The following is a 16,870-nucleotide window of genomic DNA, read 5'->3' as shown; positions in this document are numbered from 1 at the left end:
TGTTTCGTTGGATTTTGCAAAAATCCCGTATATAATTTAATTGTAAGCTATTTAAATAACAACTAATTAAACATTCTCAGATTGGAGTGATAAAATATGAGCACCAACAATCCAAATACGGTAGAAAAGGCAACTTTTGCGGGTGGCTGCTTCTGGTGCATGGTCTCCCCTTTTGAGGAAATGCCCGGTATTTTGAAAGTTAGATCCGGATATACAGGGGGACATACCGAAAATCCTACCTATGAAGAGGTATGCTCTGAAACAACGGGACATGTGGAAGCCGTACAAATTACATTCGACCCTCAAGTGTTCCCATATGAAAAACTGTTGGAGCTATTTTGGCAACAGATTGATCCAACGGATGAAGGTGGACAGTTCCACGATAGAGGTTCATCCTACCAAACGGCTATTTTCTATCATAATGATGAACAACGCATCAAGGCAGAGGCTTCCAAAGAAGCTCTCGCTCAAAGTGGCCGTTTTGACAAGCCCATTGCTACATCTATCCTGCCTGCGGCAACTTTTTATGAAGCAGAAGAGTATCACCAGGACTATCATAAGAAGAACCCCGCTCACTACAAACGCTATCGCAAAGGCTCAGGACGTGAAGATTTTATTGAGCAAAATTGGTCTGCCAAGATTGATAAATCCGATCTTAAAGATCGGCTGACGCCTATTCAATACGAAGTAACACAAAAAAACGCAACCGAGCGCCCATTTCAAAATGAGTTTTGGGATCATGAAGCTGAAGGCATTTACGTGGATATCGTATCAGGAGAGCCTTTGTTTAGTTCACTGGACAAATATGATGCGGGTTGCGGCTGGCCTAGCTTTACCCGTCCGTTGCGCAGTTACAATGTCAAAGAAAAGACCGATCTCAGCCATTTCATGATTCGTACCGAGGTGCGAAGTCGCGAAGCAGATTCCCATTTAGGGCACGTATTCGATGATGGTCCAGGTCCAGAGGGTTTGCGTTATTGCATCAATTCTGCCGCGCTCCGCTTTGTGCCTCAGGAAGACTTGGAGCGTGAAGGATATGGAGCCTATAAGTCATTATTTGAAAAGTAAGTAGCCGTAAAAATAACGAGGCTGACCCGGAATCTATCTGTATTCGATGATCACGGGTCAGCTTTTTTTTGATATGGTAGCGCATCTACTGATTTAGCTCATCACCCACCCAAGCCAAATGGCTAGCGGTACCAGCAATAGCTGAGCTAATAAAGTTCCTGCCAAACGCGAGATGATCATCCATCCGTACACGCTGTTCATTCGGATTAGGGGCAGCTCCCCTCGTAGCGTTTTTTCTGACAACACCGCCAATCTTGGATCAATTAACAAGGTCAACAATACCGTCGCGACACCATTGATTAAGCCTGACGACATTGACATTGCCGTACCTTGAGCGGGCCATAGGAATGACGCATACAAGGCAGATACCACTCCGGTTGTATAAATTGCGGTAACGGCAATATTTAAAATAATTAGACGCTTGGGGATCACTCCACTGATTAGGGAGGTAAACATGGACCAGCTAGGGCGTTTTATGTAGTAGCCTGCATGCTTCCAGCGATTTCGCCTCATTAAATGACGTATTAAAGCCGGAATAGATCCAGTATTCTCCAAATGTACAATCCATCTGGCTGACATGCGTACTACTGTTGGATACAGTAATATAGCAAGCATAGTCCCAACGGTGGCGGCCAGCAGTACCCCGTGCATATACAGTTCCAGTCTCATATCCGTTCCGCCCAATTGTGCTGCCTCTTTAGCCTGATCGACCATCCCTCCAAGTAAAGGTCCCTGTGCCATATTGGAGGTACGTGAAACCAACAGCAGCATTCCGGCCACGGTTAACGCCAATCCAATCCGACGTGCTCGCAAACCACCAAGCCGAAGAGCATAGGACAAGCTATCGGTAGTATGAATGATGATGGTTAGTAAAAAAACGAAACCCCAGGCAAGCAAATGTTTCACTCCTTTTTCTGGTATTCTGCACACCATTATACGCTTTTTCTTAAGATAAATTTTACAATATATTCATTACTCTAATTTTTGTTAGTCTAAGCCGACAACGGGTAATACATAATACATCACCTGCTAAAAAGGAGTGTGCAACCATACCTTGGAACAAACATGATTACCCGCCATCCATGAAAAATCTAGAACCCCGTGTGCGAGAAAAAGCCGTTGATATCGCTAACGCTCTACTCCGTGAAGGCTATGAAGAAGGGCGCGCGATTGCGATTGCCACTGCACAAGCTGAGGAATGGAACGATAATCATCCAGCCGCACGAGAATCGCCGAGCAATCAATGAAGAGAGAGACGAACAGCCCATTTCAACCTTTAAATACAAAAATGAATCGGTGGACGAAGCTCAAAGATTTGTAGAATAGCAATAGATTTCTGCAAATATTCACGAACAAAACGGGCGTATCCATTCTACTTTAGAGCTTTCTGATGAAGCTAAATACAGCGAAAGGGTGTTACGTAAGAAGATTTCTCTCCTGACGTAACACCCTTTCCTTATTGACGAAGGCTGTGGACGACCGGCACTGTTTTGGCAACTACCTTTTTAGCGGGAATAGCCGCTGGCAGTACCTTTTTCACAGGTCGGTGCAATTGGAACGTGGTCGTCCATGTAATTATTTTTCCGGCAAGCCACACAGCCAGTATTGTAAACATTGTTTCCTTCACAGGCAGATACAACAGCGATAATCCCAGTACGATGATGTCACTGACGATAAACACGTTGCCGATTTTCCATCCGCGCCACTCGCTGATTAGCAGAGACAAAATATCATCGCCCCCGGTTGCTCCACCGAATCGCAGTACGATTCCGGCTCCTAAACCTGTGAGCACCCCACAAAGTAGAGCTGCTATTAGCAGATTTCCATGCAGGTCTATAATCAGAGTCGAATATTTCTCAAATCCTGCATAAAACAGTGAAAAGGCGACGGCTCCGATTAATGCTAGCATCATAAATCTTTTGCCCTTCAGTACCCATGCTAGCAATATGACGGGAACATCAAGCATCAGCATACTCCATGCTGGAGATATGCCAAACGCATAATGACCCAGCAAAGCTAAGCCTGCAAATCCGCCCTCTGATAAATGATTCTGGGCATTAATGTGATAGTACGTAAAAGCTAAAATGCATGTTCCGAGCAACATGACAGCAATCTGTCTCAGTGCTCCATTGTTCACGATAGATTCGTAAGTTTTCCTCATACAGGCTCCCTCGGTTTCTCGTAAGTTTGATGTGGATGAACCCACTCTTACGGAAGCAACCTGGTAAGATGTGCCTGGAGGACTTGGTCCTTCGCATGTACAATCCCCTCTTCCGCAGAGTTGGCTTTCGCAACTTGACGTTACTCCGCGGAAAAGCTAAGTATAAGACAGATCAAATCGTTTCCAAATCGTCCTTTGGGGAAGTATCCTTCGGGGACACATGGTATCCTGATCCTTTCTTTTGTGGAATAAAACTCCGACATTTCTGTGGTACATATAATTCTATAATTTATTATACCACACCTTGTCACCTGCTAAACAGCTTGCTTTTTTGCTGCACCATATTTTATTTTATGTGTGAGCATGCTTTATTGTATGTGCGAGTTGACGCATTATACCAAAGGTTTGGCGAATACACACTTAATGACCTGAGTGTGTTTTATTTTCACTTGGAGCTATTACCCTTAGTTTGGCTGTTCTGCGCTGATTGGCCATAAATACGCCCCCGAGTATAAGAAGCAGCCCGGTCAGCACGTTCCAGCCGATATGCTCATTCAGAAGTAAAAAGCCCCATACGATGGCGCTCACGGGTACAAAATACGTTACCGAAGAAGCGAATTCCGCACTCCCGCGCAAAATCATATAGTTGAACAAGATATATGCTACCCCTGATCCCAAAACTCCTAGCCCTATGAGGGAACCCAATACTCCTGGAACAGAAACGATCGACAAATCCGGTCTCTCTACAATTGCCATCATAATACCACCCCCTGCTGCCGCACCAAACAGTGTCGCAAAGGTAGCCTGATACATGGAAAGATTGGAGAGAAAACGTTTGGAGAGCTGTGTTCCAAATCCGTAGCAGAGAGTCGCAAGCAGCATACATCCAAAACCTACAGGATCAACAGAAATAATAGAGGCAGGATTAATACCCAATAAAATAATAATTCCTATAAAAGCGAGCCCCATTCCTAACCACTGCAGGCGATGAAATATAGCTCCGAAGAAGACAAGGCCCACCAACATAGTCCATATTGGCGTGGTCGCATTCAATACAGAAGCCATGCTGCTAGCTATTCTGGTCTCACTAAAACCAATCAATGTCCATGGTAAAACCATGTTGACACATGCTACCAGAATAACCGATTTCCACGGAATGCTTTTGATTTTAAACGGCTTGCGCATAAGAAGCATTAATAAGACGATAAAAATAAGACCAAAGCTGGAGCGCAGAAATACAATGGTCCACGATCCTACTTGATGTAGCAACAACACCTTAATAAACATAAAGGAACCGCCCCAAATAAGGCTCAACAATAATAAAGCTACATATAACGAACGTGACAATATGTAAACCTTCTTTCTCTACTTTCTTAAGTTAAATAGTAAAAAATGACCGCTAGCAGAACACTATCCCCTTCTATGTAAGGTTTTTTATCCATCAGCTTAACACAAACTCTGTTTGACTGTCATCGGTCATATACGAAAGAACCTTTAGGCAATGGCACATGGAAGTAGGGCTCCCTGCCCCTTTTCCAATAATTGATGATTGCTTTGGCAATAGAAAAATCTCTATGATGAGGTATATACAGAACGTGTGTTCTATATACTTATTATATATTGTAATTTTACTCCAAGTAAAGGAGATATTTATGACAAACAAAAAGGTACTTGATAACAAGCATAAAGCTCCTTTGCCTTCTGAAGAAGACGCAGGACTGATCAAGATGTGTGTACTTCTAACTCTTGTGCTAGATGTGTTGGAACGAGACATTCGTATTATGAATATCTCTCCTCTAAAAATGCCCGATTTGTATATTCGTAGCCTGACTGAAGTACAACAGCGCATAACTGTTCAATTAGCAGAAACAAAAGCGCGAATGAAAAGACAGGGAGTGAAAATATACAGCGAAATCCGAAATCATGAAGGCGTAGAGGTTTTGTATGTATGCCGCGGTTACCAAAGGCGATTTTTCATGCTTTCATCCTTTGCCCGCAGTGAGGTTCGGCGTAAACTCGGATACTACCTGGGAATTGATCTGACCCAAGACTATGCCCCCTTATAATCTCGCCTTGCCTACTTGCCTAAACAAAGAGAAGATTTTAAAGCCCATTGGTTACATAGCAAATAATTTGGCTCGTATTTTCAAAAAGGAGAAATCTAAAATATGAAAAAAAAGAGCAGAGCCGCATAAAATGCTGGCTCTACTCATAATTACAACAGACTGATCGCCGTGTTGCTTAGTTGTTGGATTGATCAGCCGTTGGCTCAGGATAGATAACCTCGTCAGGCTGAGTTTTTGGAGCACCACTCTGGTTCTCTGATTCAGAAGGTGTCTCCGGTTCGTTTTCAATAGAAGGTTGCGATGTATCTGTTGATGGCACATCGTTATTCTCATCAAGCGGTTCGATCTCTGCATCTGTGTCAGGAACAGCAGGAGCTGTTTCCTCTGGTGGAACCTCCTCTTGATCTGTTGCAGGCACCTTAACCTCAGGGACATCTTCTTTCTTGACCTCTGGTTTGGACGGAACTACTGGTCTAGCAGAACGTGGAAGCTGTTCTCTTCCGACTTCGGTCGGCACATACTTTTGGTTAAACCAGTCCGTCACGAGGTGACCCGATTGGCGGGAATAACGCCCTGGCAGTTTACCTGTAAGACTAGATACCGTAACTTTCACAACGCCTTCCGGCTGTATAAAATGCTTATTCTTAAAAAGCTCAGGCTGGTCCTTGACCGCCTCATTCATGATCAGTGCCCACACCGACTGTGCTCTGGTGTGACCTTCTTGAGATAATGTATTAACCTGTTGGCGATAACCAGCCCAGACGCCTAGCGTAACGTCAGGTGTGTATCCCATAAACCACACATCACCAAAGTTCTGTGTCGTACCCGTTTTACCCGCGATATCAATGGTACCGTAGCTTTTAAAAGCTTTTTGCAGACGTTTGCCAGTTCCTCTCGGGTCTGATATAACGGTTCTGAGCATATCCGTCATCAAAAATGCGGTTTGCTGCGAATATACACGCTTTGTCTGTGGTTTAAATTCATATACAATCTTACCGTTGGCATCTGTAATTTTACTGATCAAGTGAGGGGCATTATACACGCCCATATTGGGAATTGTCCCATATGCTGCGGTCAGTTCTTCGACGGATACCCCCTTACTAAGTCCACCTAGCACTCCTGTTTGAGCATGTTCATCCTGTGGTTGAATCGTTGTAATTCCAAGAGAACGCACAAAATTCCAAGCGTTTGGAATTTTAACTTCATATAAAAACAGCCTCAGTGCAGGGATGTTGATTGACCGATTGAGTGCTTCACGGGCTGTCATAAGCCCCTCATACCTTCTGTTATAATTTTTAGGAATATGATAACCCTTACGTCCGTCTTTCAATATGATTTGTGAATCATCAATAAGACCGGCGGGCTGAGTGTAGCCCTTCTCCAAAGCAGGTAAGTAAGCAGCAATAGGCTTCATGGCAGAACCGGGCTGACGTGTCATTTGAGTTGCATAGTTCATTTGCTCGGTATTAAAATCCCGGCCCTCGATCATACCGAGGATAGCCCCTGTCTTATGATCAATCATGATTGCTGCAATCTGTTCTAGCCCCTTCTTCTTACTGTATGGAGAAAAATTTTGTGGATTGGCTGCAATCTGCCGCATATTGCTATAAATTTTTTTATTTATCGTTGTATAAATTCGATAGCCGGATCGTTGCAACTCTTCTCGCGTATTTTGAAGAAGTTCAGCATGCTCAGGCTTAGAAATCTCGGCTGCTGTGAGATTCGGATTTTGCTGGAGTGCTAACAACTGTGCGGCCTCCCGCTCTGTTTCCAGCATCAAATAAGGGAATGTGTTATAGCTTTTTTCGCGATGTGGTGCAAGAGTCGCTCTCACATCAAATTGAAGCGCCTCGTTATATTCGGACAGCGTGAGTTTGCCTGTTGCCAGCATTCTTCCCAACACAACGCGTTGGCGCTCCATCGCTTTATTGAAACCTTCTTCATCAAAATTCCCTTTACCATCAAAAGCGGAATAAACAGATGGCAGCTGTGGAAGACCTGCCAAATAAGCCGCTTGAGCAATATGAAGCTTATGTAGGTCGCTTACATTGAAAATCCCTAACGAAGCAGACTTGATTCCATACAAATTGTAACCAGCGGAACCATTACCAAAAGGCATTTTATTTAAGTAAGCCGTTAATATTTTGTCTTTGCCCATAAAACGCTCCATACGTAGTGCCAGCAGCATTTCCTTCACCTTTCGGCTGTCCGTTTTATCCAGACTCAGGAAAACTCTTCGGGCTACCTGCTGTGTCAGTGTACTGCCGCCAGTTTGGCGGTTTTCATTCAAAAGCTTCTGCTTGACAGCACGAGCCGTCCCCTTTAAATCTACACCATGGTGCTCATAAAATTGGCTGTCTTCCGTTGAAATGAGGGCATCCACAATGGACTGAGGAACATCCTTCAGGTCAACGAGCTGTCGGTCCTCCTCCATGCGCATTCTTCCAACCGGAGTTACCTGATCATTAAAAAATACAAAGCTGGTCAGAGCATTCTCATTTACCTTTTCATATATCAATTGACGTGATCGTACAGGTTCATCATGAACCAGTGCCGCCACATAACCGGATATAAGACCTCCGGCAAACAGCACTCCAAGTACACCCGCAAGCGAGAACCACTTGATATTAATCAGCAAAACTCTGCCAAAAATGCGCCACCTACTGCGTTTTTGAGATGATGGTCGACGTTTTGGGTTCATAAAAATGGTTTTCTCCCCTCAATATTCATTCATTTCCACTTGTTTTTGTTCAAGATAATATGATACGCCATGCTAGGTTTCCCGTAAACTGTAATGTTCCAAAAAATACATTTGTATTAGGAACACTTGTTCTGTATATAATACTACTATAAGAGTATACGTTCAAGAATATTTTGGAATATGATCAATTACATATCAGGGGAGGAGACCAACATTGTGAAGGAGCGTGGAAGTAGAACCATATTTCTAGCGGACTGTCAAAGCTTTTACACCAGCGTCGAAAAAGCGGATGATCCCACCTACCAACATAAGCCGCTCGTTGTGGCCGGTGACCCTGCACTTCGTTCAGGCATTATTTTAGCTGCGTGTCCGCTGGCAAAAAAACTTGGTATATCCACTGCAGAACGTCTGGGAGAAGCTGTAAAAAAATGTCCTGACCTTATCATTGTACGCCCGCGCATGCAGCATTATATCGATGTCTCATTAAAAATAACAGAAATTTATAATGAATATACTGATTTGGTTGAGGTTTTCAGCATTGATGAACAATTTCTAGATATGAGCGGAAGTCTCTCCCTGTTCGGAGATCCGATGAGCATTGCAAGTGAAATTCAGCAGAAAGTGCTCGCACAAACAGGAGTATGGATTCGAATTGGTATCGGTCCCAATAAAATGCTGGCTAAAACCGCAACAGATATATGGGCTAAAAAAAATGACAGCGGCATTTTCTTGTTGCCTGCGTCTGACATTGCAACTTTGCTGTGGCCCCAACCAGTACGTCTTATGTTCGGTATCGGTTCGCGTATGGAACGACATTTGGAGAGGCTTGGACTGTACACCATTGGGGACATCGCCCGTACTCCCTTACCCCGGCTTCAGGACAGATTCCGCTCTCATTTCGGCAAACAGTCCAACATACAGGCAGAGGTGATATGGCGAACTGCTAACGGGATCGATCATAGCCCGGTTAAGCCGGAAACATTTGAGACACCTCCTAAATCCATCGGTCATATGATGACTCTTCCCCGAGACTATCTCCAGCCTGCGGAAGTGGAAACCGTTCTGCTCGAGCTCACCGAGGAAGTATGTCAAGACAGCCGGCGCAAAGGGTATATGGGGTATGTCGTTACTGTCAGTTGCATGTGCAGCCCGTTTGAGTCGCCGACCGGGTTTTCGCGCCAGATGAAGCTGCCCGATCCGACTAACAACACGAATAAAATTTACAAAGCCGCCAAGGAAATTTTCTATAAATTTTGGGATCGCATGCCGGTAAGGCGATTGGGCGTTAGCCTAAGCAGTCTAATGGATGCGGAAACGTACCAGGTTTCCTTTTTTGATGATGAGAAACGGGCACGCTCCCTAGAGAAAGCCACCGACAGCATTAAGGAGCGCTACGGCAATACGGCGATCGTAAGAGCCTCCTCCCTCACTCATGTCGGCCAGGCCCTGGAAAGATCCAGGAAGATTGGGGGGCATTATAAGTAAGACATTAAATAGATTTACTGTACAACCTGAAAGGATTCTGGATCACACAAATCTATTTAATCATCGACTCATATACCCTAACCATCTGTAGCCGTACTGCATGTACAGTTCTTAATTCTGAATATTCTCAGAGCTTGACCAGGCTAATCAATCCCACTCCGACCATGATTACCATAATGCCAGCCAATAGACGAAGCCATTCCCCTGGGCTCTTCTTTTCCCTGAAAATCAGAATACTGCCAACGCAGGAGATGGCGATACTCGCCTGAGAGATGGGAAAACTGGCAGCGACCCCAATAAGCCCATTCGAAATAAATAGCGCCAAATTCGCTACGCTCCACGACAAACCCGTAGACAAATTGCGCAGCACCTGAACCAAATGGAGCTTCTGCCCTCCCTTACAGTTCATTAAAAGCGCTGAACACAACATGCCAAGTGATTGCGGTAAGATGACTGACAGACCGGAGACATGAAAGATTTGATTAATAATAACATACAAGGTTAAGGCTATACCTGAACAAACCAACATGACAAGAATTTGAAGGGGCAAGGGCTTGGACAAACCACTTGATCTCCCCTGATAGCTCGTCAGCAAGATGCCAGACAAAATAAATATAAGCGCTGCTGATCCAATACCAATTTGGTACCCGGTCGTCCATTCGCCCAAGATTAGTGCTGCAAAAAGCGTCGTTCCCATGAGTTGCAGCCCGCAAATAATAGGAATGGCCGTTGAAACGCTTACTTTCTGGAAAGCTTGAAATTGAAGCAACTGTCCTACGGACCAAAACACACCAGAGACAAAGCTCACAATAAATGGTGTGACTTGAAAGTTAACAGGTGAGTACGAATACAGGCACAGTGCGAACAATACGGCACCGATGACCGTCCCCGTCAGTTGCTCGCGAGGACTGGCTTTTGTCAGTTGCGCCAGTATTGGCATGAATCCCCAGCCTATGGCTGGAATAAAGGCAATGAGTGTATCCACATGCAGTTCCCCTCTCGTAAAGTGAGTTCTTCCGTGCAATCCTTTAAAATACCATGCAGGAAAAACCAACAGCTTTACGATATCAAAACAACCCTACCTCAAGCACCAGTATTTTTAGAAGATATATATAGTAAAATCAAAGAGTTTTCTCACGATAAGCGCTGGGGGAAATGCCCATCATATTTTTAAATGCCCGCGAAAAGGTCAGTTGATCCGAGTAACCGACAGAATTGGAGATTACTTGAATAGAGTAACTGGTATCCTGTAACAGCTCGCATGCCTTTTTAATCCGAATGTTCATTAAATACTGCTTCGGTGTTTCACCTATTTCCTGCTTAAAAACAGAGGTCAAGTAATTTGGGTGAAGTCCGAGATACTCTGCCACCTCACTAATTTGAATGCCACCGTTGTAGTTTTTCTCCATATAGTTGATAGCTTGAACTGAATAGGGAAGCTCTTCTTTCACAGGCATCGTTTCACCTGATTCATGTACCAACTTGGCGAGAATATGGCACAAATAGCCCTGAATAGCCAAGGATGAAGAAAGTGTATTATTCCCTATACGAAGCATTTCAAGAATAGTCGAATGAAAAAAAGTGATGTCTCCGATACTTACCACATACGGATTATCCTGAACAAGAGAGATATTCTGCAAGTACATTTCGGATTTGATCCCCATAAACCCTACCCAGCTGTACTCCCATGGCTCGTACTCATCAGCTTGATAATAAGCGGCCTTATTGGCAGGGATTAAAAAAGCCTGTCCCTTCTCTATGTTATATGTTTCCTTATCTAATACCAGCTTGCCTCTACCCTTTAATACAAAGTGAATAAGATTGAAATCCCTGGCGATAGGTCCGAAATCCTGGTTGGGAGAACAAGGCTCCGAGCCACAATTATACAGAATTAAATCTGTAATATTTTTATGCTTTGAACTGGTACGTGTATCTACAAATTGAATCATATTGTCACCCATCCCTAACCTCCATGCTTCAGAATTTTATAGTTAACCAAAGGGCGGTGTCCTCGTAACAAATATAGCATAAATTAAGAAGCATATCCTAAGACCTAAAATGAAACCTTAATCCGTAAATGTATGCAATAATCTTTGTTTTTACTATCTTCTACTTTAGAAAAATCATGTACTCCTGCCACAGCTTTTGTTATTCTGTATCTCAAGATAACGCTTACAATTTCTCATAACAAAATATCATAACAGGCTGTTATGATCGTCAATTTTTGAAAGGGGTTAAAATATGCTTACTTCTGCATCTGCAAAAAATAACGACAAAGTCAGTTTAAAAACACTTATCTCTTACTCACTGAGTAGTTATGGGATGAATGTTATTTACAATTTAACCGCTGTTTATCTCATGTTCTTCTATACTGACAGCTTCGGATTGAATGCGCTTGCAGTCGGAACATTGCTGATGGTGGCACGGGTGATTGACGCGGTCGTTGACATCTTTATTGGCATTGCAGTCGACAACACGAATACGCGTTGGGGGAAATTTAGGCCTTACATGTTCATCGGGGCTTTCTTGGTAACACTCACCACCTTGGCGCTTTTCCTCAGTCCGGACCTTTCTTCCGCCGGGAAGCTGGTTTATGCCTATGTTACCTATATCGCTTGGAGCATTAGCTATTCCATATTGGACATTCCGTATTGGTCACTGTCCGCCGCCATAACCAAAGATGCTGCAGAACGAACCAAAGTCGTGACTGTCCCTCGTACGGTTGCAAGTGCCGGCTTATGGACGGTCAATGTCGTAGCGCTTCCCCTCGTCCATTTCTTCAACGGATGGGCTGGAGCCGTTGCTGTACTTTGTGGTCTGTTTTTCGTCTGCATGATGTTTACGGTGTTTGGCGTAAAAGAAAAACACGTAGTGCCTCGACATGAAAAACAAACGTTAAAAGGAGTACTCCGCCTTTTCTTCATCGAAAACCGACCTTTGCGGCTGTTGATCATCTCGTTTTTTATTATCGAAATGACTGCCAACATCCGTAATGCGTTTACTCTGTATTATTTTAAATACAACCTAGGTGCCGAAGCATTCATTCCACTGTTTATGGGACTAACCGTGGGCTTTCAAATCGCAGGCAACGTCGCAGTTCCGTTCATTGCCAAGTGGATCGGCAAAAAAGGCACTAGCATAGCAGGGGTGCTAATCACCTCCATATCCATGATAGCTCTTTTCTTCTGCGGCAACTCTATTGTACTTGTCTTTATTCTCAGCTGTATCATTTCTTTTGGCGTGGGGCTGAACTATGTTGTCATGTCCACAATGCTAGCAGATTGCGTCGATTATGGAGAGTGGAAAACAGGAAACAGATCAGAGGGGATGGTTTTCTCAGCTAACGTTTTTCGGGCCAAATTGGCGGCCGCAATCGGCAGCGCCGTGGGTGGTTATGCGCTAGCGTTGGCGGGTTACCAGCCCAATATAGTCCAAACAAATACAACCCTTATTGGGCTCACACTACTATTTACGATTATTCCGGGGGTTCTGACATTTCTCTCTGTATTTCCAATGAAGAATTATGAGCTAACGGAAACAATGAACAGAAAAATTGTCCAGGAGGTTCGGGCAAGACGGGAACAAGGTGAACTATCCGTACAGTAACCGGATTTGGTCCTTCAGGTAAGGTTGAGGGTCGAATAAAGCTTTTCTTAAACACATCATTAAAGGAGTCTTCCATACGAACTTATCCAAGTCTGACAGAAGCTGAACTGCATACCTAGACCAATTTGACCGCTTTATCGAACGCAGCTACCGCCCCGTGCGGCGAATTCAATTGACAGGCGCCTGGGGCAGGGAGCGCCTTCAGCACCGAACAACGGTACGTCTAGGTGCACAGGCCATGGAATGGTCTATCAAAATTAGCGGTCATTACAAATAGAATTTCACACTAAGACCACTGCCTATTGCCCGGGGAATGAAATACAAAAACCTAAAATAAAGCCAAAAAGGATCGCCTAAACATCAGGCAATCCTTTTTATCTATGCTTCACATAAAACATAGAAAGTGCTTTGAAGCACCCCTTCGAACAGCAATCAACGGAACATCCCCCATAGCTTGATCAGATGGAACGTATTGGACGGATCAATTTTTTGTGCCAATACGAAGGCGGTCAGTTGCTCCTCCTGTGTAGCCGTCAATCGCTCGTTTAAAATAGCAGAAGTGGTTTTCACAAGATGGCGCACCTTAGCTTTGTTTTGCAGATCTGCTTTGGTCACGCCCTCAATCTGCTGCTTAACCCGCTCCTTGAGCACACGATTTTTCATTTTCAACTTAATCCGCTCCACCAGTTGCGGACTAATTCCATATTGCTGATAGCTCATGTTGCCACACCTCCCATATCATTCGGTCATTCCCAAATATATGACGGCCAGCCTGTCCATTGTGCCTATCTGTTAAAAACGTTTAGAGCATCCTCATCATTCATCATGGGTCAGTCGATAAGATCCCCTTGGAAAATCTGCTCTTTTTGCAAATAACCGCGAAGTGCTTCATACTGCGGAGATGTCCAAAAAGAGGAGTCTTTGATCAGATCAGTTGCATCCTCACGTGCCTTTTCCAGCACCTCAAAGTCCGCTACCATATCTGCTAACCGAAACTCGGGCAACCCGCTTTGTTTGGTGCCAAAAAAGTCCCCCGGCCCTCTCAAATCCAGATCACGTCTAGCAACCTCAAAACCATCGTCCGTATCGGTCATAACCTTCATCCGTTCCTGACCAACCTCCGACTTAGGATCAGCGATGAGTACACAGTATGAGGCATGTGCGCCCCTTCCAACACGTCCACGTAACTGATGCAACTGGGACAATCCAAAGCGATCTGCATCCATAATGATCATTAGCGTCGCATTGGGCACATCTACCCCCACCTCTACAACCGTGGTTGAAACAAGTAGCTGAACCTCATTTGCATAGAAGGAACGCATAACTTCTTCCTTTTCTGCAGGAGTCATTCGTCCGTGCAACAGCCCAACGCGATAATGTGGAAAAGCCTGCTGCATTTGGATATGCAGATCGATGGCATTCTGTACGTCCAGCTTCTCTGACTCTTCAATCAACGGACAAATCAGATAAGCCTGCCGTCCCTGATCTACCTCACGAGAAATAAAACCGAGCACTCGATCCATCAGTTCGTGCTTCACCCAATACGTAGAAATTGGAATACGTCCCTTGGGCCGCTCTGATATCGTAGAAACATCCATATCACCAAAAGCAGTAATCGCCAGCGTACGCGGGATCGGTGTGGCCGTCATGGTCAGTACATCGGGATTGTAGCCCTTGCGGCGCAGTACACTACGCTGGTTGACTCCGAACCTGTGCTGCTCATCCGTCACAACTAGTCCAAGCTGGCGGAAATACACATCCTCCTGAATAAGGGCATGCGTGCCCACCACAATATCCAGCAGACCCATTTGAAGAGCGGCAAGCAACTCCTTACGCTTCTTCCCAGTTGTACTTCCTGTCAGTAATCCCACGCTGATTCCAAAGGGTTCAAACAGCTTGTGAAGCGACCGCATATGCTGCTCGGCCAATATTTCGGTTGGCACCATCAGTGCTCCCTGAAAACCAGAACGTACTGTTGCAAATAAACCGATGGCAGCAACCACTGTTTTCCCCGACCCAACATCCCCTTGAAGCAGACGGTTCATACAATAAGGTGAGCGTAGATCATGCAGTATTTCAAGCTCAACCTTCTTCTGTGCATCCGTTAATTCAAAAGGCAAAGCCCTCACAAATTCACGGATCGTGGCGTTATCCACCGTATGCACCACCCCGTCCGCTCGACCACGATTTAACGCCCGGAATGCCTGCATTTTCAGCTGGAATAAAAATAGCTCCTCATACACCATTCGTCGCCGAGCCTCTTGTCCCTCTCGATTGTCCTGAGGTTGGTGTATACCTGCAATAGCCTGCTTGCGTGGCATCATACTATACTTGCGTACCAGCAGATCTGGCAATATCTCGGGAATCATTTCACCAAACTGCTGGAGTGTCTGATTCATTGTTTTTCGCATCCAGCTCTGCGTAATCTTGCCACCTATAGAGTACACCGGTTGAAGTGTCCCTGAACGGGCCACTCCTTTATCAGGGAACTCAGAGTCTGCAACAGTCATCTGCATGCGCTTAAGATCCCATTTACCAGTCACCACAATTTCACGACCTGATGTTAGCTGATCCTTCAAAAAATGCCGATTAAACCATGTTGCAGTAAACATCCAATCCTCAGCCATCAATTTACAAGTCAATCTTGATTTGCGTCCGTAACGCTGAAGCACCGGAATGCCCATAATTTTCGCCTGTACTGTAATCTTATCTCCGTCCTTCACTTCGCTTAGCGAGCGCAGCCGGTAATCTTCATACCGAAACGGATAATATTCCAGCATATCTTGCACGTTAGAAATGCCAAAAGCGTGAAGCTCTCCCTCTTTGAGAGCACTCACGCCGTGTATTTGTTTTAATGGTATTTGATCCAATTGCAGCATATTACCTCTCATCTCCGGCCGGCCATGCAAAAATACCAATCGTTCCTGGTCCCACATGAGTTCCGATCACAGCGCCAAGTTCAGTATATATTTGATCGCCCAGCTCAAAATGCTCTGCCAGCTGAGCCACGAACGCTTCTGCCGCCGAGCGATCTGCCGTATGACCCACAGCAATATTAATTTTTTGGCCTTTTAAATCCCGCTCCAGCAGTTCAATAATTCGTGCTGTCGCTTTTTTATTCCCTCTCGCCTTATCAGCCGAATAAATAATACCTTCTTTGTCAATCGAAAGAATTGGCTTAATGTTAAGCAACGTACCAACCATAGCCGCAGCCTTGCCAATACGTCCGCCTTTTTGCAAGTATTCCAGTGTATCCACCAGGAAATACAAACAACGGCGTTCCCCGAGACGTTCCACACCCTGAATAATTTCAGTCGGGGATTGCCCGGCGGCCGCCAGCTCTGCAGCATAAACCACGAGCATACCGTATCCGTACGAGGCCGACTTGGAATCCATAACGGTCACTCTATCTTCATGCTTCTCCAACATGGATTTGCCCAGCAGAGCGGACTGGTACGTTCCGCTCACACCGGAGGATAAATGGATGGAGATAATCTGGCTCTCGGGGTATTGCTCCAACAGCTCCGTATACGTCTCCAAAAAACGGGCTGGTGATGGCTGTGACGTTGTAGGCAGTTCATCAGCCCGTACCAGTTCGCTGTAAAACTGTGCAGCTGACATCTCAATACCATCCAGGTAAGCTGTGCTACCGAACATCACTGTCAATGGTACAATGACTATGCCGAGACGATCTGCTATTTCCTGTGGAATATCAGCCGTGCTATCCGTCAAAATGATAGTTCTCATCAGTCAGACCTCCTTTGTAGTGGACTACCATGGGCG

At 44.9% G+C, this 16,870-nt stretch carries 14 protein-coding genes; 5 read left to right on the top strand and 9 right to left on the bottom strand.

Annotation, left to right across the window (positions count from 1 at the left end; genetic code table 11):
* The first annotated feature begins 96 nt into the window (after window positions 1-96).
* A complete protein-coding gene (msrA, locus tag ACXHJ2_RS07810; RefSeq protein WP_013371823.1) occupies window positions 97-1,068 on the top strand; it encodes a peptide-methionine (S)-S-oxide reductase MsrA in 972 nt (323 codons plus the stop codon).
* Window positions 1,069-1,161: 93 nt separating this feature from the next.
* Here msrA and ACXHJ2_RS07805 read toward each other — a convergent pair whose 3' ends face one another.
* Window positions 1,162-1,965, bottom strand: coding sequence for a lipid II flippase Amj family protein (locus tag ACXHJ2_RS07805; protein WP_025674972.1), 804 nt, complete (start codon window positions 1,963-1,965; stop codon window positions 1,162-1,164).
* Between the two features lie 152 nt (window positions 1,966-2,117).
* Between ACXHJ2_RS07805 and ACXHJ2_RS07800 the strand changes: the two genes are divergently transcribed.
* Window positions 2,118-2,315 (top strand): DUF2188 domain-containing protein, encoded by a 198-nt coding sequence (locus ACXHJ2_RS07800; RefSeq protein WP_013371825.1) that lies wholly within the window; start codon window positions 2,118-2,120, stop codon window positions 2,313-2,315.
* A 209-nt stretch (window positions 2,316-2,524) separates the two neighbouring features.
* On the opposite strand, the gene ACXHJ2_RS07795 is transcribed toward ACXHJ2_RS07800, so the two are convergent.
* Together ACXHJ2_RS07795 and ACXHJ2_RS07790 are read right to left on the bottom strand one after the other, a co-directional pair.
* Window positions 2,525-3,229: a YitT family protein gene (locus tag ACXHJ2_RS07795; protein ID WP_165079667.1), complete on the bottom strand. Its 705-nt coding sequence runs from the start codon at window positions 3,227-3,229 to the stop codon at window positions 2,525-2,527.
* Window positions 3,230-3,649: 420 nt separating this feature from the next.
* Window positions 3,650-4,576: a DMT family transporter gene (locus tag ACXHJ2_RS07790; protein WP_165079666.1), complete on the bottom strand. Its 927-nt coding sequence runs from the start codon at window positions 4,574-4,576 to the stop codon at window positions 3,650-3,652.
* 305 nt (window positions 4,577-4,881) lie between these two features.
* Here ACXHJ2_RS07790 and ACXHJ2_RS07785 point away from each other — a divergent pair, with 305 nt between their 5' ends.
* A complete protein-coding gene (locus ACXHJ2_RS07785) occupies window positions 4,882-5,295 on the top strand; it encodes a hypothetical protein (RefSeq protein WP_013371828.1) in 414 nt (137 codons plus the stop codon).
* A 175-nt stretch (window positions 5,296-5,470) separates the two neighbouring features.
* On the opposite strand, the gene ACXHJ2_RS07780 is transcribed toward ACXHJ2_RS07785, so the two are convergent.
* Window positions 5,471-7,996, bottom strand: coding sequence for a transglycosylase domain-containing protein (locus ACXHJ2_RS07780; RefSeq protein ID WP_040103419.1), 2,526 nt, complete (start codon window positions 7,994-7,996; stop codon window positions 5,471-5,473).
* A 216-nt stretch (window positions 7,997-8,212) separates the two neighbouring features.
* Between ACXHJ2_RS07780 and ACXHJ2_RS07775 the strand changes: the two genes are divergently transcribed.
* On the top strand, window positions 8,213-9,481 hold the full coding sequence (locus tag ACXHJ2_RS07775; protein WP_238790986.1) for a DNA polymerase IV: 1,269 nt from the start codon (window positions 8,213-8,215) through the stop codon (window positions 9,479-9,481).
* 127 nt (window positions 9,482-9,608) lie between these two features.
* On the opposite strand, the gene ACXHJ2_RS07770 is transcribed toward ACXHJ2_RS07775, so the two are convergent.
* Both ACXHJ2_RS07770 and ACXHJ2_RS07765 read right to left on the bottom strand, forming a co-directional pair.
* Window positions 9,609-10,466: a GRP family sugar transporter gene (locus ACXHJ2_RS07770; RefSeq protein WP_058829805.1), complete on the bottom strand. Its 858-nt coding sequence runs from the start codon at window positions 10,464-10,466 to the stop codon at window positions 9,609-9,611.
* Between the two features lie 136 nt (window positions 10,467-10,602).
* Window positions 10,603-11,442, bottom strand: coding sequence for an AraC family transcriptional regulator (locus tag ACXHJ2_RS07765; RefSeq protein WP_058829806.1), 840 nt, complete (start codon window positions 11,440-11,442; stop codon window positions 10,603-10,605).
* A gap of 280 nt (window positions 11,443-11,722) precedes the next feature.
* Here ACXHJ2_RS07765 and ACXHJ2_RS07760 point away from each other — a divergent pair, with 280 nt between their 5' ends.
* Window positions 11,723-13,087, top strand: a complete 1,365-nt coding sequence (locus ACXHJ2_RS07760; protein ID WP_165079664.1) for a glycoside-pentoside-hexuronide (GPH):cation symporter — start codon at window positions 11,723-11,725, stop codon at window positions 13,085-13,087.
* Window positions 13,088-13,519: 432 nt separating this feature from the next.
* Here the strand turns inward: ACXHJ2_RS07760 and ACXHJ2_RS07755 are convergent, their stop codons facing one another.
* From ACXHJ2_RS07755 to ACXHJ2_RS07745, 3 genes are all read right to left on the bottom strand, one after another.
* Window positions 13,520-13,807, bottom strand: coding sequence for a stage VI sporulation protein F (locus tag ACXHJ2_RS07755; protein WP_013371835.1), 288 nt, complete (start codon window positions 13,805-13,807; stop codon window positions 13,520-13,522).
* Between the two features lie 110 nt (window positions 13,808-13,917).
* On the bottom strand, window positions 13,918-15,966 hold the full coding sequence (gene recG, locus ACXHJ2_RS07750; RefSeq protein ID WP_064962888.1) for an ATP-dependent DNA helicase RecG: 2,049 nt from the start codon (window positions 15,964-15,966) through the stop codon (window positions 13,918-13,920).
* Between the two features lies 1 nt (window position 15,967).
* A complete protein-coding gene (locus tag ACXHJ2_RS07745; protein ID WP_013371837.1) occupies window positions 15,968-16,834 on the bottom strand; it encodes a DegV family protein in 867 nt (288 codons plus the stop codon).
* Window positions 16,835-16,870: the final 36 nt, after the last annotated feature.

The organism is Paenibacillus sp. ALE3 (assembly GCF_054113405.1).
The sequence above is the reverse complement of the archived record's forward strand: the minus strand, read 5'-3'. Positions and strand labels throughout refer to the sequence as shown.

Excerpts from the sequence above, each read along its gene's own strand:
- ACXHJ2_RS07760 (WP_165079664.1), top strand. The coding sequence starts at position 11,723 with ATGCTTACTTCTGCATCTGCAAAAAATAACGACAAAGTCAGTTTAAAA.
- ACXHJ2_RS07780 (WP_040103419.1), bottom strand. The coding sequence starts at position 7,996 with ATGAACCCAAAACGTCGACCATCATCTCAAAAACGCAGTAGGTGGCGC.
- ACXHJ2_RS07785 (WP_013371828.1), top strand. The coding sequence starts at position 4,882 with ATGACAAACAAAAAGGTACTTGATAACAAGCATAAAGCTCCTTTGCCT.
- ACXHJ2_RS07795 (WP_165079667.1), bottom strand. The coding sequence starts at position 3,229 with ATGAGGAAAACTTACGAATCTATCGTGAACAATGGAGCACTGAGACAG.
- ACXHJ2_RS07765 (WP_058829806.1), bottom strand. The coding sequence starts at position 11,442 with ATGGGTGACAATATGATTCAATTTGTAGATACACGTACCAGTTCAAAG.
- msrA (WP_013371823.1), top strand. The coding sequence starts at position 97 with ATGAGCACCAACAATCCAAATACGGTAGAAAAGGCAACTTTTGCGGGT.
- ACXHJ2_RS07755 (WP_013371835.1), bottom strand. The coding sequence starts at position 13,807 with ATGAGCTATCAGCAATATGGAATTAGTCCGCAACTGGTGGAGCGGATT.
- recG (WP_064962888.1), bottom strand. The coding sequence starts at position 15,966 with ATGCTGCAATTGGATCAAATACCATTAAAACAAATACACGGCGTGAGT.
- ACXHJ2_RS07745 (WP_013371837.1), bottom strand. The coding sequence starts at position 16,834 with ATGAGAACTATCATTTTGACGGATAGCACGGCTGATATTCCACAGGAA.